This is a genomic window from Butyrivibrio proteoclasticus (assembly GCF_900115735.1).
Taxonomy (GTDB): Bacteria; Bacillota; Clostridia; order Lachnospirales; family Lachnospiraceae; genus Butyrivibrio; species Butyrivibrio proteoclasticus_B.
Map to the genome: position 1 here is coordinate 1 of NZ_FOXO01000007.1, position 19,906 is coordinate 19,906.

The following is a 19,906-nucleotide window of genomic DNA, read 5'->3' on the forward strand; positions in this document are numbered from 1 at the left end:
CACCAGAAGAGCAGACAGACATCTTTGAGCTGCTCCACAGAAGGAGAAAGAGATCCTCCACCATCTTCTGCTCTCAATATACAAAAGAGGGTTGGTATGAACAGCTCGGAGGAGATGATTCCCCTCTGGCAGATGCTATACTAGATCGTATCGTACATGACGGATACGTCATCAACATCGTTCCAATAGATCCATCCAAGGATCTTTCCATGCGAGAGGTTTATGGTTTATCAGAAACTGACCGTATGTAATTGTAAAGGTACAAATAAAGGTGGCTCACGCTTGTCCGGACACGTGGCTCACGCCACACCGGATAGGCGGCTCCGCCGCACAAGAATATTCAGTCATGGACCGGTTTTGGAAGAATGGCAATTTGAATCATGTGGTGCCCAAGTCGAAGATCAGGGCAGGAATTAAGGATATTGTTTTGGAAGCGTCACGATAATTGTATAATAAACGTGACAAGTAGAATAATAGATATATGAAAAAGTCTGCATCATAAGGTGTGGGCTTTTTTACTTGCAATATATTTTGAATGGTCATATTATAAAAATGAAAATAACAATTTCAAAAACATGAGGGGGTTATGGTAATTGATTATTTGATTGAGAACTTTACAGATGGTGAGCCCATTTTTCTTGAAGAAATACCTGCAAATTCCAAGGATTATCTAAGGCAGGAGATGAAGAAGCTTGTTGATGAAGGCAGGCTGGAGCGACTTTATAACGGCGTTTACTATCTTCCATATGTTACAAGCCTGGGAACAAAGGGAAAAATATCTGTAGAAAAGTATATCGATAAGAAGTATCTGAATTCTGGTGGTGCTATTTCTGGATATGTTACAGGACTTCAACTGGCAAATCAATATGGCTTTACTTCACAAAATCCAGCTTGCTATGAAATTTGCAGCAATGAAGCTACTACTAAGCAGAGAAAACAGGACTTTGACGGTAATGCCATTATTGTGTACAAGCCTGTTGACACTATTACTGAGAGAAATGTATCTGCTCTCCAGTTCCTTGATCTGATGACAAATATTGACAAATACAGCGAGATCAGCGGTGGAGAACTGTTGAAGAAATTGAAAAAGTATGTTAATACAACAAGACTGGATTTTTCGGTAGTAAAGGAATATTTGCGTTTTTACCCTGACAGAGTATATAGGAACATATATGAATCTGGCTATATGAGGGAATTGGTGTGAGGACTAATTGCTTGTGAGTATCGTTATACTACAAATGAGTTTAGAGGTGGCTGAATGATATTTTTTACAGCAGATCAACACTTGGGACATCGGGGAATTATATCAATGCAGAATCGGCCTTTCGATTCTATTGAGGAAATGAATAGGACCATCCTTACAAACTACAATGCAGTAGTTCACAAGGATGACACGGTTTATATACTGGGAGACGTTTGTCATCATATGACGGCAGATGCTGCAAATGAAATTATACAGAAAATGAATGGCAATAAATATCTCATTTCTGGTAATCATGATAAAAAGTATGATCCGAGTCTATTTGAGGATGTGAGAGATTTTATGACTGTATCTCTTAACGGACGCTATTTTGCTTTGATGCATTATCCCATGCTTTCTTGGCCTAAGAAAAATAGTGGTAGCATACAGCTTCATGGTCATATTCACGCTCGGATGGATTATAACGAGCAAAACCGAAAAGAGGGAATATTTAGATATGATGTTGGGGTAGATGCCAACAGTTTTTATCCGATTTCTGTAAAGCAGATAATTGATTTCTTTAGCACTAAATGAATGCTGGAAGAATATATGCATATCGCACTGAAATATGTATGATGGCATTAGAAAATTGCTGAAGGTGGTTATTTCCATTTTGGAAACAACCACTCAGTATAACAATAGTAGCAGTTCGTCAGATAAACTATACAATATATCTGACGACAGAAAAATGTTATTGAAAAAAAGTAGCTTTTGTTATAATGAAACTAACAGGAGCTCCCACACCTCTCATTGAAGTGTCCAATGGGAGCACATTTTTATTTTAGGGGTTATTATGCAACTTAAAAAGTCTAAGACTTATAAGGAGCAGGTTGAGATATTAAGAAATAAGGGACTTAAGATTAACGACAGTGGTAATGTTATCTTGTTTCTCAATCATGTAAACTATTATAGGTTTTCGGGATATTTTCTTCCATTTATTTCAAAAACAGACAAAAAATTTCATGAAGATACAAGTTTTGAGCAATTAGAGAATATATACTATTTTGATTCTGAATTAAGAAAGTTGATAATGGGAACTATAGATGAAATAGAGATATACTTAAAATCTCAGATTTCATATTACCATTCTCAGAAGTATGATGCAGAAGGCTATACAGATAGTACAAATTATAATAGCAAACATAACCACAATGCCTTTTTACAACGTGTGTCAGCTTGTATAGCTGAAAACCAGCGTACACTTGTTGTAAAGCATCATATGAATAATTATGGTGGGCATTTTCCTATATGGGTATTGATCGAGTATTTTTCTATTGGAATGCTTTCATATTTTTATCGTGATTTACCTAATATAGATAAAGCGACTATTGCACAAAATACATATGGTGTGAATTATCAGGTACTCGATAGTTGGTTTAGATGTCTTACTGATTTACGAAATAAATGTGCACATTATTCTAGATTGTACTATTGGATATTCACAGCGCTACCTAGGATGCCACAAGGTGAGAAGTATATTCCTACTAGGAGATTATTTGCGCAGCTATATATGCTGAAGCTGATGTATCCGGATCATAAAAAATGGAACGAGGAATTTGTAAAGCCGTTGGCAAAACTAATGAGAAAGTATAAATCAGACATAGTAAAGGCACATATTGATTTTCCATATAAATGGAAATCGATGTTGATGTATAAATAGTTGTCCGCTATTTCTTACCCCCTTCACTTCAAACTATGTAAAAGAGTGTTACAGCCGTGGTTGTTCCGGTGAGCACGCATTGCGGACGAGAATGGAACTTCCAGTATGGAATGCTCGAGCTTGATAAGGCTGAGCGTTTTCTTAAAGAAAAATACTCTTTTCTCAGTAGTGATCAATTTCCTGGCCTTTAGCAAGGTTAACAAGGTTCCGCTTACAGGTATAGCAAAATACTAAGCTGCCCAGATCAGATTAGTCCTGCGAAGACTGATGCAAATATGACAGTAAGGATGCCGGCTACAGCGATTGAAAGTGAACTCATGGCACCTTCTATTTCGCCAATCTCCATAGCTTTGGCAGTTCCTATTGCGTGGGCGGCAGTTCCGAGGGCAAGGCCTTTGGATATAGGCTCATGTATCCTAAAGAGTTTAAAGATAATTTCAGCTAAGATATTTCCTAAAACTCCGGTGATGACAATAACTGCAACTGTGATAGTTACATATCCTCCAAGCTCCTGTGAAACGCCCATTCCTATGGCTGTTGTGATTGACTTTGGAAGGAGGGTTACATAGCTTTCATGAGAAAGTCCCATGAGCTTGGCAAGTACGAAAACTGTCACAAGGCTTGTTATAACACCTGAAAAAATGCCGATAACTACAGCTTTTGCATTATTTTTAAGAAGCTCCCATTCTTCGTATAAAGGAATGGCAAGGCACACGGTAGCAGGTGTCAAAAGCCAGCTAAGATATTTGGCGCCTTCGTTGTAGGTGTCATAATCAATCCCGCATCCAAGCAAAAACAGCATTGTCACTATCATTGAAATAAGAAGCGGATTAAAAAGTCCAAGGCCTGTTTTCTTTTTAAGGAAGTTTCCAAGACCGTAAGAAATAAGGCTTATTGTTACGCCTGCATAGGCGCTGCTTTGCATAAATTCGTTCATAGTGTTTTCTCCTTCTTATCCCTTCGAATGATAAACTGCGATACCAATCCGGTAGCAGCCATTACTGTAAAGATCGTGATCACGGTAATAACCGATACGGGGATAAGAACCGGCTTAAGTACATTCCATGATGACATAAGACCTACGCCGGCAGGAATAAACAAAACAGGCATGATCTCAATGAGGAATTTACCTGCGTCCTTTACCTGATTGAGTTTGAGAATTCCTGTGAGAAGAAAGACAAACATAAGAACCATTCCATAGATGCTGGCTGGTATTGGTAGTGGAAGAATGGCTTTTAATATTTCACCCAAAAGAGAAATTGCCAGAATAATAAGAAACTGTTTTAAATACTTCATTAATTTTCCCTCGATATTACAAAAAAAGTACTTTCCTATTATACATAAAGATTTTAAAGAAGCAAGAGGCGGAATTGACAGTATTTTTCTTTTATGTTAGTTTGACATAGAAAAAATAATAGATTTCATAGAGCTTAGGTGTCCATCATTGCGGATGGGTGAAAAGGGAATCCGGTGAGAATCCGGAGCGAAGCCGTCACTGTGTCAGGGAGTCTGTGCTTGTTATCACTGAGAAATTGGGAAGATAGCACAGATGTTGATCGAAGTCAGGAGACCTGCCTAAGTTTTGCAATTTTGATTTGCGGACTTCGAATCAGATTCATGTGAAATATCTTTTGATATATCTATCTGAATTTGAAGACCACTACGCATGTGGTCTTTTTCTTTTTATTGCGTCAAAGTTGCAGAATGAAATCCCTGTAAAGGAGAGGAAAAATGAAAAAGAATCTAGTTACTACACTTGTTCTGACAGCTTTGACAGCACTTGCAGTTTGCGGTTGCGGCAGCAGTCAGGCAGGTAATTCCGAGAGTGCTGCTACAGAAACATCAGCTGCAGCAGAAACACAGGCAAGCACGGAAGCAGCTACTACTCAGGAAACATCTGATCAGGAAGCTGCTGATAAGGTAGCTGCTTTAATTGATGCTATTTATGTTCAGACAAGGACAGACGAGACAGATGCTCAGTGCGCTGCTGCCAAGGAGGCTTGGGATGCACTCACTGATGCACAGAAAGAAATGGTCGAAGGAGAATTTGCTGATCCTGATTATTTTGGAAGAGATACAGGTGATGCTTCATTGGATGATCCACTTAATCAGGACGAAATAGGTGAAAATGAGATCCTTGTTGTAAGCTTTGGCACGTCTTTTAGTGACAGCCGCGTTGAGGATATTGGCGGAATTGAAAAGGCAATTGCTGCAGCAAATCCTGATTATTCAGTAAGAAGAGCATTTACAGCTCAGATCATTATCAACCATATTCAGGCAAGAGATGGTGAGAAGATCGATAATGTGGATCAGGCTCTTACAAGAGCAGTAGATAATGGGGTAAAAAATCTTGTGATCCAGCCTACACACCTTATGCATGGTGCAGAGTACGACGAGCTTGTTGAAACAGTTAATAAATACGCTGATTCTTTTGAGACAGTTAAGATCTCAGAGCCACTTCTTGGAGAAGTTGGCGCTGATGCAACGATCATCAACGAAGATAAGCAGACTGTAGCAAAAGAGATAACAAATGCAGCTCTTTTGGATGCTGGCTTTGAGAGTCTTGAAAAGGCTGCAGATGAGCAGACTGCTTTTGTATTCATGGGCCATGGCACAAGCCATGCTGCAAAGGTTACCTATTCTCAGATGCAGACTCAGATGAATGAACTTGGCTACAAGAATGTATTCGTCGGAACTGTAGAGGGTGAGCCTGAAGAGACATCATGTGAAAATGTAATCGCTGCTGTTCAGGAAGCAGGTTATACAAAGGTCATCTTAAGACCTCTTATGGTTGTAGCAGGAGATCATGCCAACAACGACATGGCAGGTGATGACGAGGATTCATGGAAGTCAATGTTTGAGGCAGCAGGCCTTTCAGTTGATTGCCAGATCGTAGGTCTTGGCCGAATCGAGAATGTTGAGGCTCTTTATGTTCAGCACACAGCTGATGCAATAAAAAAAAACAGTGATTCAGTAAAATCAGAGGAATCTGGTATAGCTCTTGAAAAAGGTACTTACGAAGTTTCTTTTAACACAGATTCAAGTATGTTCCGTGTTAATGAAGCTAACAATGGAAAAGGCACACTGACAGTAAATGAAGATGGAACAGCGTATGTTTCAATTGCGCTTGTTTCCAAAAAGATAGTTAATCTCTATGTTGGAACAGCAGCCGATGCTGAGAAGAATGAAGCAGACTGGCTTAAGCCTTATGACGTTGAGGTTACTTACAGCGATGGAAGCAAAGAAACCGTAAATGGTTTTGATGTTCCTGTTGAGAAGCTTTCAGAGGAGTTCGACCTTGCCATTTTAGGTGAAAAAGGCAAGTGGTACGATCATAAAGTTTCTGTAACACAGTAATATTTTCTAATCCGGAGGCATTTATTTTGAAAAAGACACTTGCAATGATCATAGCTCTTTTGCTCATAATTACGGGGTGTGGTCAGAATACAGAAAACAAAATACTTGCCGACGGAGAATATGTTTGCGAAGTTTCTTTAGAGGGAGGAAGCGGCAAAGCAACAGTTGAATCTCCGACTGAAGTAGTAGTGAAGGATGGAAAGATCAAAGTAGTGGTCACATGGTCCAGTTCAAACTATGATTACATGATAGTTGACGGGCAAAAATTTCTTAACGAGGCTTCGGCCGGAGAAAAATCAAAGTTTACTATACCTGTTCCTGAATTTGATCGGGAATTTACGGTGATTGCGGATACAACTGCCATGAGTACGCCCCATGAGATAGAGTATAGGCTTAACGTTCATGGAACAGGAGAAAAAGACATTTCTTCAAAAGAGAGCACAACCCCGGTAATAAACTTAGGACACACTTCGACGGAAGGACTAAGTCTTACAGGAAGCCTTGAACTTAAGTATGCAAAAGAGTTTAAGGTAGACTTTTACGAGGATAGCGAGAAAAACAAATATAATTTCATAACTATTGGAAGTGGAGATTTAGAGCAGAGTTTTTTGCAGAGCTGCTCAGATACGGCTTCCCAATATGAAACAATAAAGACTGATAAAACTTATCTGGTGTCAACATCTGTAATGGACCTTATTGCTTCAATAGGAGCTCTGGACAGTATAAGACTATCAGGAACCAAAAAAGAAGACTGGTCAGTAGATGAGGCCAAAAGGGCCATGGAGAGCGGCAGCCTTCTCTATGCGGGAAAATATGCGGCACCTGACTATGAGCTTCTTTTATCGAAAGGCTGCAATTTTGCAATAGAAAATACGATGATCTATCACAACCCGGAGGTCTATGAGAAACTTAAAAGCCTTGGGATCACAGTTATGATAGAGCGCTCAAGCTATGAGAGTGACCCTCTTGGAAGACTTGAGTGGGTAAAACTCTACGGAGTAATTTATAACAAACTTGATGAAGCAACAGCTCTTTTTGATGAGCAGGAAAAAAGAGTAAACGAGGTTAAAGCAAAAGAAAAAACAGGGAAATCGGTAGCAGTTTTTTCTATTAATTCAAATGGAACAGTGACAGTCAGACAAAATGGAGATTATATAAGCTCCATGATAGATCTGGCGGGAGGCATTTATGTTCCAAAAGGTTTGACTGACGAAGAAGATAGTAATCTTTCCACTATGAATATTACAGTGGAGGATTTTTATGCAGGGGCAAAAGACGCAGACCTGCTTATATACAACGGCACCATCGAGGGGAATATAGACAGGAAAAAAGAACTGACGGAAAAGATGCCGCTTCTTGAAGAGTTTAAAGCTTTTAAAAGTGGCATGATATATTGCCTTCCGGAGAGCTTTTTTCAGCAGAGCACAAGCGCTGCTGATTTTATAGAGGACGTTAATAATATACTTGAAGGCGATACAAAAAAGCTTAGCTTTTTGTACAGGTTAGAGGAATGATTTTGCAAAAAAGAACCGCTGATCAGATTCTTATTATTTTCATATTGGTAGTTCTACTTGTGATCCTTGGGTGTATTTCTGTGCTGACAGGAAGTGCAGATATAGGCATCAAAGAGCTTTATGCTCTTTTTAATGGATCAGTAGATGATCTTGCCAGGAATATTTTACTGACAATAAGACTGCCACGGATCCTTGCGGCAGTTATCATGGGCGGAGCGCTGGCTGTTTCAGGCTTCTTATTACAGGTATTTTTTGGAAATCCCATTGCAGGGCCTTATGTGCTTGGTGTGTCTTCATCAGCCAAGCTCTTTGTCGCACTTGTAATGGTCTTTTTATTAAAAAGCGGCAGGGTATTTTCATCCTTTGGAATGATAGCTGCAGCATTTTTGGGGTCACTTCTTTCAATGGGGATCGTTCTGAGCCTGGCTGGTAAAGTCCGCAATATGTCTCTTTTAGTAGTATGCGGCGTTATGATCGGGTACATATGCTCTGCAATAACTGATTTTGTTGTGTGTTTTGCAGAAGACTCTAATATTGTTAATCTCCATAACTGGTCACTTGGAAGCTTTTCAGGAACTACAATAGAGCATGTGCGGATATCGGTAATCATCGTGTTTGCATGCCTTTTTTTATCATTCATGCTCTCAAAGCCTATTGGCGCATATCAGCTTGGTGAAGCGTATGCAAGGAACATGGGAGTCAATATAAAGGCATTACGAGTAATCCTTATTCTTGCATCAAGCCTTTTGTCGGCAACAGTGACAGCCTTTGCCGGTCCTATATCTTTTGTGGGAATAGCAGTTCCACATATCATGCGTGGTCTTTTTAAGACAGAAAAAACACTTATCATGATACCTGCGTGTTTCCTTGGAGGAGCAATTATTACACTTATTTGCGATGATGTAGCAAGGACAGCCTTTGCACCCATGGAACTTAGTATCAGTTCTGTGACGGCTGTGGGGCTTGCACCTGTTGTTATCCTGCTGCTTTTAAGGCGAGGTGAGAGACGAAGTGAATAAAGTATTAAGAGTTTACAAGTTGGATGTCGGCTATAGAAAAAATGTAGTTTCAGGCATCACAATGGAGGTTATGCCGGGTGAGATCGTGGCACTGATAGGTCCTAACGGGGCAGGCAAGTCTACGATCCTTAATACCATCACAAGGCAGCTTGAGAAACTATCAGGAAATATTTATATAAAAGAAAAAGAGGACAAACTTGTAAATGGCGAAGAACTCTCAACTGTGATGTCTATGGTCACAACAAAGAGGATCACGCCGCAGCTTATGTCCGCAAGAGAAGTGGTGGCAACAGGGAGATACCCTTATACAGGAAGACTTGGAATACTATCTCCAAAGGACTGGGAAAAAGTTGATCAGTCGATCGCTTTGGTTGATGCAAAAGAATTTGCAGAGAATGACTTTGGTAAACTTAGCGACGGACAGCGACAGAGGATCATGCTTGCCAGGGCAATCTGTCAGGAGCCTGAGATAATGATCCTTGATGAGCCCACTTCTTTTCTTGATATTCAGTTCAAAGTGGATATCCTGTCAATAATCAAGAGGATGGCTAAAAGAGAAAACATAGCGGTTGTGCTCTCTATGCATGATCTTGAATTTGTAGAGGCTTTAGCGGATAAAGTGGTTGCGATAAATGATGGAAGAGTCGTAGCTGTTGGAGCACCAGAAGAGATAGTAACCGGTGAGACAATAGAAGAGATATATCACATGGAAAAAGGCTGTGGAAAGACGCTGATTGACGGACTTAGAGGCTATTCAGACGCTCTTTTTCAGCTTATAAACAGGTAAATATATGAAAACAAAAGTAATAATGGTTCAGGGAACTATGTCCAATGTGGGAAAGAGCCTTTTAGCAGGCGGCCTTTGCCGTGTATTTAAACAGGACGGGTATAGAGTTATGCCATTCAAATCCCAAAATATGGCGCTTAACTCTTTTGTCACAGAGGATGGATTAGAGCTTGGAAGAGCCCAGGCAATGCAGGCAGAATGCGCAGGAGTAAAGCCTTCTGTGTACATGAATCCTGTTTTGTTAAAGCCCACAAATGACATAGGGTCTCAGGTTATAGTAAATGGCGAAGTTATAGGTAATATGCCTGCCAGAGAGTATTTTAAATATAAAAAGAAACTGATACCCGATATACTTGCAGCCTATCACGAGCTTGAAAAGCAGGCAGACATTATTGTGGTTGAGGGCGCAGGAAGCCCTGCGGAGATCAATCTGAAGGCAGATGATATAGTCAACATGGGACTTGCAAAGCTCATTGATGCGCCGGTCCTTCTTGTGGGGGATATCGACAGGGGAGGCGTATTTGCCCAGCTCCTTGGTACTTTGGAACTCCTTGAAAAAGACGAGAGAGAAAGAGTAAAGGGCCTGATCATCAACAAGTTCAGAGGGGATAAGAGTCTTCTTGATTCCGGAATAGAGATGATAGAAGAGATGGGACATGTGCCTGTTGTAGGAACGGTGCCATATACAAGACTTCTCATAGATGATGAGGACAGCCTTAGCGAAAGGCTTACGGATCACAGGCAGGAGAATGGCCCTTCAATAGAGGTAGCAGTAGTAAGGCTTCCCAGGATATCCAATTTTACAGATGTTGCTCCATTTGAAAGCATTGATGGGGTAAACGTGAGATTTATAACAAATCCCAGAGATATAGAGAGCGCGGACCTTATCATCATCCCCGGCAGTAAGAATACTATAGGAGACCTTAGGTGGATGCGGGAGTCCGGAATAGAGGCGGCCATAAAAAGAAAATCTTCCTCCTGTCCGGTTATTGGCATATGCGGAGGCTTTCAGATGCTTGGAGGAATAATAAGCGATCCTGACAAAGTTGAAGAGGGCGGAAGTATTAAGGGACTTGGCCTTTTGCCTGTAGAAACTATGCTTAAGGATAAAAAAAGAAGAACCCAGTGTGAAGGTACTTTTGACCGGATGGATGGCTTCTTTGATGTGCTCTCAGGAGCAAAATATACAGGCTATGAAATACATATGGGTGAGACTAAGGGCAGAACCGGAGAAGCTCTTTTGTCATGCCAGCAGGAGAATGTTTTTGGCACCTATGTTCACGGAGTCTTCGATGAAGGTGATATAGCTCTTGACCTGGTAAAAAAGATAGCAGATAAAAAAGGCATAAAGCTTGGAGAGGCAGTAAATTACAGGGTCTTTAAGGAAAACGAATATGACAGGCTTGCGAAGGTCGTCAGAGATAACCTGGACATGGATTATATATACAGCATTTTGGGGTGAATATGGAGAATATCGAATTTGTACTTCCTTCTGAAATTGAAAAGAGAAGCTTTGAGATAATAACAAAAGAGCTTGAGGACATGGGCAAGATAATTCCTGATGAAGAGGCTCCTGTCACAAAAAGAGTGATACATACAAGTGCGGATTTCGAATATGCTGATACTCTTGCCTACTCAGAAAACGCCATAAAGATTGCCAGAGATATGATAAAAAACGGCGCACATATCGTTACCGACACCAATATGGCCATGGCGGGCATCAATAAAAAGAGACTTGCTACGTACGGCGGAGAAGTCCACTGTTTCATGGCTGATGAAAGTGTTGCTAAGGAGGCGAAAGAGCGCGGAGTCACAAGGGCAACTGTAAGTATGGAAAGGGCAGCAGAGCTTAATGTTCCTATAATTTTTGCCATAGGAAATGCCCCGACAGCCCTTATTTCCTTATATGAGATGATGGAAAAAGGTATCTACAGACCTGAGTTTGTCATTGGTGTGCCGGTGGGATTTGTAAATGTAGTAGCGGCAAAAGAGCTCTTTTTACAATCAGATGTCCCGTACATAATAAACCGCGGAAGAAAAGGCGGCAGTAATATAGCTGCAGCTATCGTAAATGCATTGGTATATGGCCTATGAGAAAAGGATTTACAACAGGGAGCTGTGCTGCGGCTGCATCAAAGGCAGCAGCGTACATGCTGCTTTCGGGAAAAGAAAAAAGCACGATTAAGATAGAGACCCCTGCTGGTGTTATGTTTGAGGCTAAGATCGTGGATATACAACAGGGAAAGACCTATGTAACCTGCGCTGTTATCAAGGATGGTGGTGATGATCCGGATGTTACAACAGGAAGCCACATTGTTTCAAAAGTAAGTATTATAGAGGATTCTTTTGAAAAAGATATACATTCCTCATTGAAAGTAATAATTGACGGCGGAATCGGAGTTGGAAGAGTTACAAAGCCTGGACTTGACCAGGAGGTTGGAAATGCTGCAATAAATCATGTTCCCAGGGAGATGATCCAAAAAGAAGTTACAGAAGTGTGCAGTATTTTTGACTTTAATGGCGTTTTGAAAGTTGAGATCTCCGTTCCAGAGGGGGAAGAGCTTGCAAAAAGGACATTTAACCCCAGGCTTGGAATTGAGGGCGGAATTTCGATACTTGGAACCACAGGCATTGTTGAGCCCATGAGTACTAAGGCTATTCTTGATACCATAAGGGTAGAGCTTAATCAGAAAAAAGCTCTTGGGCAGAAGGTTGCCATAGTATCTCCTGGCAATTTTGGCCAGCAGTTTATGAAGGATAATTTTGGATATGACCTTGATAAAAGCGTAAAGTGCTCCAATTTCATCGGTGAAACCGTAGACATGGTATGCGATATGGGATTTGAGAAAATGGTTCTTACAGGCCATATCGGAAAGCTCATCAAAGTTGCGGGCGGTATCATGAATACTCATTCCCATGAGGCTGACTGCAGAATGGAAATCCTTGCCTGTTGCGGAATCCTGGCTAATGGTGATTCTGCACTTGCAAGAAAGATACTTGGGTGCACAAACACTGAGGAAGCACTTCGCCTTGTGGAAGAGGCTGGGATACTTAAGGAGACCATGGACATTGTACTTGAGAAGGTTTTGTTTTACCTAAACTTCAGGGCTCAGGGGAAAATACAGATAGAATGTGTCATCTATTCCGGGGATTTTGGGATACTTGCAAAGTCTGCCGGTGCAAAAGATTTACTGATGTAAAAGAAAGAGGAAAAAATGGTTCATTTTGTTGGTGCAGGGTGCGGTGCTGCTGACCTTATAACGGTAAGGGGCATGAAGCTCTTACAAAAAGCAGATGTAATAATCTATGCAGGATCTTTGGTTAATCCACAGCTTTTAGAATATGCAAAAGAGACCTGCGAAATATATAACAGCGCCCTTTTGACCCTGGATGAAGTCATGGAGATAATGGTCCTTTCAGAAAGAAATGGAAAGGAAGTGGTCAGGCTTCACACAGGGGAGCCTAGTATATATGGGGCTGTTATGGAACAGATGCAGCTTCTTGATAAAGAAAATATAAGCTATGACAGCTGCCCGGGTGTCAGCGCCTGCTTTGGGGCTGCGGCTTCGCTTAATCTTGAATACACACTTCCTGATGTGAGTCAGACCCTTATAATCACCAGAATGGAGGGGAAAACCCCGGTCCCTGTAAATGAATCAATTGAGAGCCTGGCAGCTCATAAGGCCTCAATGGCAATATATTTAAGTGCGGGAATGCTTGATGAATTATCAAAAAGGCTGATTAACGGTGGATACAGCGCTGATACTCCGGCTGCAATTGTGTATAAGGCAAGCTGGCCTGATGAAAAGAAAATTCTCTGTACTGTGGGGAGCCTTTATGAGAGCGGACAGAAAGAAGGCATTAAGAATCTGGCAGTTGTTCTTGTTGGAGGAGTGATAGCAAAATCCGGATACTCATTGTCAAAACTCTATTCACCGGATTTTGAAACAGGTTTTAGAGGAATAAAAAAATGAACCAGATCAAAGTGGTACAGGCCTCCTATATTACAGATAAAGGAAGGCAGTTGGCAGAAAAGCTCTTTTCCGAAAATAGTGATATTCTTGCTGAGATAAAAAGTGAGGATGAGAAGCTCTCTGACTTTTTTAAAAGATGCTTTGAAGAACATCAACCTATAGTATTTATCGGAGCTGTGGGAATTGCAGTAAGGCTCCTTTCTCCATGCATTCAGAATAAATTAAAAGATATCCCGGTAGTTGTAATAGATGAGCTGGGACACTTTGTCATTCCGATTTTGTCAGGGCATTACGGAGGTGGTAATGACCTGGCAGCTCTTTTGGCCAAAAGAATAGGTGCTACAGCAGTTATCACAACTGCAACGGATATTAACAGAGCCTTTGCCATAGATGTTTTTGCCAGGAAAAACGGCCTTGTTATCTCTGAAAAGGAAAAGATAAAAAAGATATCTTCCAAGGTTTTAAGGGGCGAAAAGGTTAGGTTTTTCTGTGACCTTAAGGAAAAAGAGTTTGTGGGAGAAGAGCCGGCAGAGCTATCAGAAATCAATATGAATTTACAAAATGATAGCACTGGGCTTTTATGCATTCCTGATTTTTATATAGGTGATGATAAAGAAAAAAAGACCTTTGGTGATGCGCTTTTTCTTTATCCAAAGCGCATGGTCTTAGGAATGGGATGCAAGAAAGGCAAGAGCTTTGAGCAACTGAAAGAATTTGTTCTTGAGCAGTATGACGAAGAAGAGCTATCCCAAAATCTCTATGCCATCTGTTCAATAGATGTGAAAAGTAGCGAGATTGGCCTACTTAAGCTGTGTCAGTATTTTGGAGTAAAGCTCCTCACATTTTCCTCTGAAGAAATTGAAAAGGCCGAAGGGAATTTTGAGGAATCTGATTTTGTAAAGAGCAAAGTCGGCGTGGGAAATGTATGTGAAAGGGCAGCAGTTTTGGGCGCAGGCAAAGGGGCGGAGCTTTTAAAAACTAAGACTTCCAGAGATGGAATGACCCTTGCGGAAGCAAAGAGAAGGATGATCACAATAACATGGTAGGAAAGATATTTTTAGTTGGAATGGGGCCCGGAGATAAGAGTATGATGACCGGGCAGGCAATTGAAGCTATGGAAAGCAGCGATATCATTGCAGGCTATACAGTCTATGTGGATCTTGTTAAGGATCTTTTTCCGGAAAAAGACTTTTTTACAACCCCTATGAAACAGGAAATTGAAAGGTGCAGGAAAAGCTTTGAATTTGCAAGGGAAGGGAAAAATGTAGCACTTATCTGCAGCGGCGATGCTGGAGTTTACGGTATGGCATCACCTGTGTATGAACTTTGGGAAGAGTATCCTGAGGTAGACGTTTGTGTGATACCTGGCGTTACTGCAGCAATTTCCGGGGCAGCGGTCCTGGGAGCACCCATAAATCATGACTTTTGCGTAATATCCTTAAGTGACTTATTGACCCCATGGGAGCAGATAGAAAAGAGACTGAAAGCAGCGATAGATGGGGATTTTTCGATAGTTATCTACAATCCTTCCAGCAAAAAGCGTGCAGACTATTTGAAAAAAGCCTGTGACATCATGCTTTCAAGCGGTGCAGACGAAAAAAGAGCCTGCGGTTACGTGGAAAATATTGGCCGAGAATGCACAAGGGCCCATGTGTGCACTTTATCAGACCTTAAAAACGAGAGTGTAAACATGTTCACCACAGTATTTATCGGTAATTCAAGATCTAAACTTATTGGTGATAAATTGGTGACTCCAAGAGGGTACAGGATAAATGAATAAGATAATCATTTTTGGCGGAACAACTGAAGGAAAAGAACTGGCAATAGACCTTGCAAAGGCTCAAATACCAAGTATTTATCTTGTTGCAACGGATTACGGGAAAATGGTGATAGATGATGATCCTTTTATTGACGTGCGCATCGGAAGGCTTGACAGATGGCAGATGAAAGAGCTTTTTGAAAGAGAAATGCCACTGGCGATAGTTGATTCAACTCATCCTTATGCAGAGCTTGTGAAAAAAGAAATCGATGATGCAAGAAAGGATTTTCATGATATTCGTTTTTTTAGAGTGCACAGAAGCAATGAGAAGATCGCTGCCCCTGGCGCAAGGTTCTTTGAAAGTGCCAGGGACTGCGTCAAAGCACTTCTTGAAACGAGGGGTACAGTTTTTTTGACAACAGGCTCTAAGGATATACCTGAGTTTTGCCGTGAAAAGAGCTTATTAGAACGCCTTGTGGTAAGAGTCATCCCAAATAGTGAGAGCCTTAAGATCTGTTACGACAATGGACTTTTGGGAAAGCAGATAATAGCCATGCAGGGGCCATTTTCCTATGACATGAATCTTACTTTTTTTAAAAACTATGATGCAAAGGTCGTGGTCTTAAAGGAGAGCGGAAAGGCCGGAGGAGAGCTTGAAAGGATACAGGCCGCCAGGGATGCAGGGGCTCAGATCTTTATAATAAAGCGCCCGGTCGAAAATGCCGGTGAAGACTATGAAAGAGTCAGAGAGAAAATTATCAGTCTGTTTGGCCAAAACACAGGTAAAGAGCGAGTAAAGAGCCTGCAAGTCACTTTGGCGGGCTTTGGAATGGGGAAAGAAACCCTTACTTTGGAAGTACAAAAGGCCTTAGATGAAGCGGATTACATTTTTGGTGCGGGGAGAATGCTTGAGGGCATAGACTCAGACTGCCCAAAGTATCCTTATTATCTTGCATCTGACATAATACCTGCTCTTAAAAAGATAAAAGAAGAAAATGAAAAAGAAACTATTAAAGTGGTAGTTCTTTTCTCAGGTGATACTGGATTTTACAGCGGCGCCGGAAAGCTCCTTGAAGCGCTTGAAAATGAGGGCTACAGTCCCATAGTTTTGCCGGGAATATCATCAGTAAGTGCCCTGTGTGCAAGAATAGGTGAGAACTGGCAGGATAAAGCAATAATCAGTACTCATGGAGTAGATGAGCAAAAATGGACCGGAGAGCTAATAGCATCTGTAACAGGATATGCCGGCACCATAGTCATTACTTCCGGTGTAAAAGATATAAACAGAATCGGAAAACTTCTAAAAAAACTGGAGGATAATAAAAAAGGTAAGTTCACAGTATATGCCGGCTGTAACATTTATGGTGATGAAAAGATTTGTGTGCTTGACGCCGCAGGATGCATGGAACTTAAGGAAGAAGGTCTTTACACCCTGATGATCAAAAATGAGCAGAAGGCAGAAAAAAAGCTTCTTCCGGGACTTAAGGATGAAGAATTTATCAGGGACAAAGTACCAATGACAAAAGAGGAAATAAGAACTTTGTCTATTTGCAAGCTAAAGCCATGTGATGGAGATGTCATATATGATATCGGAGGTGGAACAGGCTCTGTTTCAGTGGAATGTGCAAGATTATCTCCTAAAATAAAAGTTTACTCTGTGGAGAAAAAGAAAGAGGCATGCGACCTTATTAGGAAAAATGCTGACAAATTCATGCTTTTAAATCTCGAAGTAGTGGAAGGCGTTGCACCAGGAGCTCTTGATAATCTGCCTGCTCCTGACAAGGTTTTTATTGGCGGTAGCAGTGGGAATCTAAAGAGTATATTTGAAAGATTAAGAAGCTTTGAAAAGAAGATAAGAGTTGTTGCAAATGCAGTTACGATCGAGACAATCTCTGCATTAAATGAACTTATCAAAGATTATGAGATCAAAGATGCAGATATAGCACTTGTCCAGGTAAGTAAAGCAAAAAGCCTTGGACAATACTCCCTTATGGAAGCAGAAAACCCGGTATATATCGTTTCTTTTACGATTGGACATTGAGGAAGAATGAATTATCCAAGAATACTTATAGCAGCCCCTAAAAGCGGAAGTGGAAAAACCACAGTAACCCTCGGGATACTTGCTGCCCTTAAAAATAAGAATATAAATGTGTGCAGCTTTAAATGCGGCCCGGACTACATTGACCCCATGTTTCACAGAAATGTGGTAGGTATCCCTTCAGGGAATCTGGACACTTTTTTTACGTCAGATGACCTTACAAGAAAAATCTTTGCAGATGAGTATGCGGGGGATATCGCTGTAATAGAAGGCGTAATGGGGCTTTACGATGGCTTAGGCGGAGTAGAGGAACAGGGTTCATCTTATGATCTGGCAAGAGTTTTAAAAGCACCGATTGTGCTGGTAGTTGATGGGAGAGGCGCCGGAAGATCTGTTATTGCGCAGATAAGAGGCTTTCTTGACTATGACAGTGAAAAACTTATAAAAGGCGTGATTCTTAATAAGACATCAAAGAGCTTTGCGGCTGTACTTATGCCCCTTATAGAAAAAGAGCTGGGAATAAGGTGCTATGGGTATGTTGAAAATAAAAAAGATATTGAGCTCTCAAGCAGACACTTAGGCCTTATTCTCCCCAAAGAAATAGATGATCTTAAAGAAAAACTTGATATGACAGCCGGGATAATTGAAGAAGGCGTAGACATAAAAGGCCTTTTAGAGCTTTCTAAAAAGGCAGAAACTATTTCTTTTCCCAAAAGAAAGGCTGATACAAAGGCACTAAGAGCAAGAATAGCAGTGGCATGTGATGAGGCTTTTTGTTTTTACTACAGAGAAAACCTCGAACTCTTAAAAAGCCTTGGGGCGGATATTGTTTTCATTTCACCAATCAGGGATAAGGCGCTTCCTGAAAATACAGATGGCATCATTCTTGGTGGGGGCTATCCTGAAAATTATCTAAAAGAGCTTTCTGATAATAGAGATATGCTAAATGATATAAAAGAAAAGCTCGCCCTTGGACTTCCCGTTTTGGCGGAGTGCGGAGGATTCATGTACCTTACGAAAAAGATCACGGATCCCGATGGAAATTCTTACGAAATGGCTGGTTTTATCGATGCTGATACAAGCTGGGCAGGGAAACTTGTACGCTTTGGCTATGTTGATCTAAGTGATGACGAGCTTCATATTAAGGGTCATGAATTCCATTATTATGACACAGATAATAACGGAGAGGCTTTTGTGGCAAAAAAGCCAACCGGAAATCGTAAGTACATGTGCATCCATCATATAAATGGCTCATATATTGGTTTTCCGCACCTTTATTATCCTTCATGCCCTGAGTTTGTCGAGAAGTTTTTGACAATGGCAGTAAAGCACTGAAAAAATTCGTTTTTTTTTCACATTTTTTTGCAGATTTTTTCACAGGTGATTTGTTATATTTAAATCTGCGTTTTTAGGTAGGTTTTTTATTTTTTGTAAAAAGGGTTTTGTTAAAGGGAAAACATGTTTTCGAAAGACACACAGATATTACTTTGTATATCTTCTAATGTATCTGAACAAGAGAATATCCGTAATCTGATAAATGGGGACAGAAATTGTGTCTTTGTTAAATCTGAGAGAGAGGCGCTCTCGCTCCTTAAGTCCAGACTTCGTCCGTCACTTATCCTGTTGGATCTTGATTACCCGGGGAATGATTATTTTGCCCTGTTTTCAAGGCTTAAGTCTGATCCGGTATTGGAGAATACACCTGTGATCATTCTTATTCCTGAAGATTCAGGAAAAGAAGCTTTTTTCCTTACCATTGGTGCGGCTGATGTTATCAGAAAGCCTTTGGCGCAGGAAGTTCTTAACAGACGAATAGATAATGTTATAAACAGTCAGTATGTAAATGATTATCTTATCACTAAGATGTATTCATATAGAGATTCTCTTGCTGAGGAGCATAAAAAGCTGGTTATTTATACTAAACAGATCATCAAATCGCTTTCTTCTGCAATTGATGCCAAGGATACATATACTAATGGTCATTCGGTGCGAGTTGCCGAGTATGCCTGCGAGATTTCTGAGGCGATGGGCTACGATGACAAAATGCTTGAGATTATCTATCAGGCAGGTCTGTTACATGATATAGGTAAGATAGGAGTATCTGATACGGTTCTTCGCAAACCCGGAGAACTCAATGAAAAAGAGATGGCTGCTATCAAACAGCACCCCATTATTGGTCATGAGATACTTTCATCTATTACAGAGATACCACTTATTTCTTACGGCGCCAGATGGCATCATGAGAGATATGACGGAAAGGGATATCCTGACGGATTGAAGGGCGATGAGATACCGCTTATCCCTCGTATAATCTGTGTGGCTGACGCCTATGATGCCATGACATCAAACAGGTCATACAGAAGGCAGCTATCGCCGCTTGAAGCCAAAGAAGAGATTCTTAGAAACTGCGGAACACAGTTTGATCCGGAGATAGGTAAGATAGCAGCTTCCATAATTGAGAAAAATATCTCAGGTGAAATAAGCTTTAAAAACAGAGAGACTACATTTACATCAATTTTCTCACCAAGCAATAATAAAGCGCTTTATGCATAATGAAG

At 40.8% G+C, this 19,906-nt stretch carries 19 protein-coding genes and 1 riboswitch; of the genes, 17 read left to right on the forward strand and 2 right to left on the reverse strand.

Going from position 1 to position 19,906, the window contains the following annotated elements:
- The 4 genes from BM146_RS05685 to BM146_RS05700 form a co-directional block, all read left to right on the forward strand.
- Positions 1–251: ATP-binding protein (locus BM146_RS05685; protein WP_177201599.1), on the forward strand; the 251-nt coding region annotated here is incomplete at its 5' end.
- Between the two features lie 335 nt (positions 252–586).
- The gene (locus BM146_RS05690) at positions 587–1,204 is read left to right on the forward strand and encodes a hypothetical protein (protein ID WP_074885661.1); all 618 of its coding nucleotides are present in this window, start codon (positions 587–589) and stop codon (positions 1,202–1,204) included.
- A gap of 54 nt (positions 1,205–1,258) precedes the next feature.
- Positions 1,259–1,774 carry a metallophosphoesterase gene (locus BM146_RS05695; protein ID WP_074885664.1) on the forward strand — a complete coding sequence of 172 codons (516 nt, stop codon included), beginning with the start codon at positions 1,259–1,261 and terminating at the stop codon, positions 1,772–1,774.
- Between the two features lie 259 nt (positions 1,775–2,033).
- A complete protein-coding gene (locus BM146_RS05700; RefSeq protein WP_083413419.1) occupies positions 2,034–2,900 on the forward strand; it encodes an Abi family protein in 867 nt (288 codons plus the stop codon).
- A gap of 244 nt (positions 2,901–3,144) precedes the next feature.
- Here the strand turns inward: BM146_RS05700 and BM146_RS05705 are convergent, their stop codons facing one another.
- Together BM146_RS05705 and BM146_RS05710 are read right to left on the reverse strand one after the other, a co-directional pair.
- Positions 3,145–3,837, reverse strand: coding sequence for an LrgB family protein (locus tag BM146_RS05705; protein WP_074885670.1), 693 nt, complete (start codon positions 3,835–3,837; stop codon positions 3,145–3,147).
- The gene (locus tag BM146_RS05710; RefSeq protein ID WP_074885673.1) at positions 3,834–4,196 is read right to left on the reverse strand and encodes a CidA/LrgA family protein; all 363 of its coding nucleotides are present in this window, start codon (positions 4,194–4,196) and stop codon (positions 3,834–3,836) included. Before BM146_RS05710 ends, BM146_RS05705 begins: the two co-directional genes overlap by 4 nt.
- Before the next feature lie 119 nt (positions 4,197–4,315).
- Positions 4,316–4,494: riboswitch (cobalamin riboswitch) on the forward strand.
- Positions 4,495–4,631: 137 nt separating this feature from the next.
- On the opposite strand from BM146_RS05710, the gene BM146_RS05715 reads away from it, so the two are divergent.
- From BM146_RS05715 to BM146_RS05775, 13 genes are all read left to right on the forward strand, one after another.
- On the forward strand, positions 4,632–6,257 hold the full coding sequence (locus tag BM146_RS05715) for a sirohydrochlorin cobaltochelatase (RefSeq protein WP_074885676.1): 1,626 nt from the start codon (positions 4,632–4,634) through the stop codon (positions 6,255–6,257).
- A gap of 26 nt (positions 6,258–6,283) precedes the next feature.
- Positions 6,284–7,771, forward strand: a complete 1,488-nt coding sequence (locus BM146_RS05720) for an ABC transporter substrate-binding protein (RefSeq protein WP_143087428.1) — start codon at positions 6,284–6,286, stop codon at positions 7,769–7,771.
- The gene (locus BM146_RS05725; RefSeq protein ID WP_143087429.1) at positions 7,768–8,790 is read left to right on the forward strand and encodes a FecCD family ABC transporter permease; all 1,023 of its coding nucleotides are present in this window, start codon (positions 7,768–7,770) and stop codon (positions 8,788–8,790) included. Before BM146_RS05720 ends, BM146_RS05725 begins: the two co-directional genes overlap by 4 nt.
- Positions 8,783–9,577: an ABC transporter ATP-binding protein gene (locus tag BM146_RS05730; protein WP_074885688.1), complete on the forward strand. Its 795-nt coding sequence runs from the start codon at positions 8,783–8,785 to the stop codon at positions 9,575–9,577. The genes BM146_RS05725 and BM146_RS05730 overlap by 8 nt, the downstream gene beginning before the upstream one ends.
- A 4-nt stretch (positions 9,578–9,581) precedes the next feature.
- The gene (locus BM146_RS05735) at positions 9,582–11,039 is read left to right on the forward strand and encodes a cobyric acid synthase (protein ID WP_074885691.1); all 1,458 of its coding nucleotides are present in this window, start codon (positions 9,582–9,584) and stop codon (positions 11,037–11,039) included.
- A gap of 2 nt (positions 11,040–11,041) precedes the next feature.
- Positions 11,042–11,671 carry a precorrin-8X methylmutase gene (locus BM146_RS05740; RefSeq protein WP_074885694.1) on the forward strand — a complete coding sequence of 210 codons (630 nt, stop codon included), beginning with the start codon at positions 11,042–11,044 and terminating at the stop codon, positions 11,669–11,671.
- Positions 11,668–12,777 carry a cobalt-precorrin-5B (C(1))-methyltransferase CbiD gene (cbiD, locus tag BM146_RS05745; protein WP_074885697.1) on the forward strand — a complete coding sequence of 370 codons (1,110 nt, stop codon included), beginning with the start codon at positions 11,668–11,670 and terminating at the stop codon, positions 12,775–12,777. Before BM146_RS05740 ends, cbiD begins: the two co-directional genes overlap by 4 nt.
- A gap of 15 nt (positions 12,778–12,792) precedes the next feature.
- Positions 12,793–13,551, forward strand: coding sequence for a precorrin-4 C(11)-methyltransferase (gene cobM, locus BM146_RS05750; protein WP_074885700.1), 759 nt, complete (start codon positions 12,793–12,795; stop codon positions 13,549–13,551).
- Positions 13,548–14,597, forward strand: coding sequence for a cobalt-precorrin 5A hydrolase (locus tag BM146_RS05755; protein WP_074885702.1), 1,050 nt, complete (start codon positions 13,548–13,550; stop codon positions 14,595–14,597). Before cobM ends, BM146_RS05755 begins: the two co-directional genes overlap by 4 nt.
- Entirely contained in the window at positions 14,591–15,331 is a 741-nt protein-coding gene (cobJ, locus tag BM146_RS05760; protein ID WP_074885705.1) for a precorrin-3B C(17)-methyltransferase, read from the forward strand. Before BM146_RS05755 ends, cobJ begins: the two co-directional genes overlap by 7 nt.
- A complete protein-coding gene (gene cobK, locus BM146_RS05765) occupies positions 15,324–17,351 on the forward strand; it encodes a precorrin-6A reductase (protein WP_074885708.1) in 2,028 nt (675 codons plus the stop codon). Before cobJ ends, cobK begins: the two co-directional genes overlap by 8 nt.
- Before the next feature lie 6 nt (positions 17,352–17,357).
- Positions 17,358–18,683, forward strand: coding sequence for a cobyrinate a,c-diamide synthase (locus BM146_RS05770; protein WP_074885711.1), 1,326 nt, complete (start codon positions 17,358–17,360; stop codon positions 18,681–18,683).
- 123 nt (positions 18,684–18,806) lie between these two features.
- The gene (locus BM146_RS05775; protein ID WP_074885714.1) at positions 18,807–19,901 is read left to right on the forward strand and encodes an HD domain-containing protein; all 1,095 of its coding nucleotides are present in this window, start codon (positions 18,807–18,809) and stop codon (positions 19,899–19,901) included.
- The last annotated feature ends 5 nt before the right edge of the window (positions 19,902–19,906 follow it).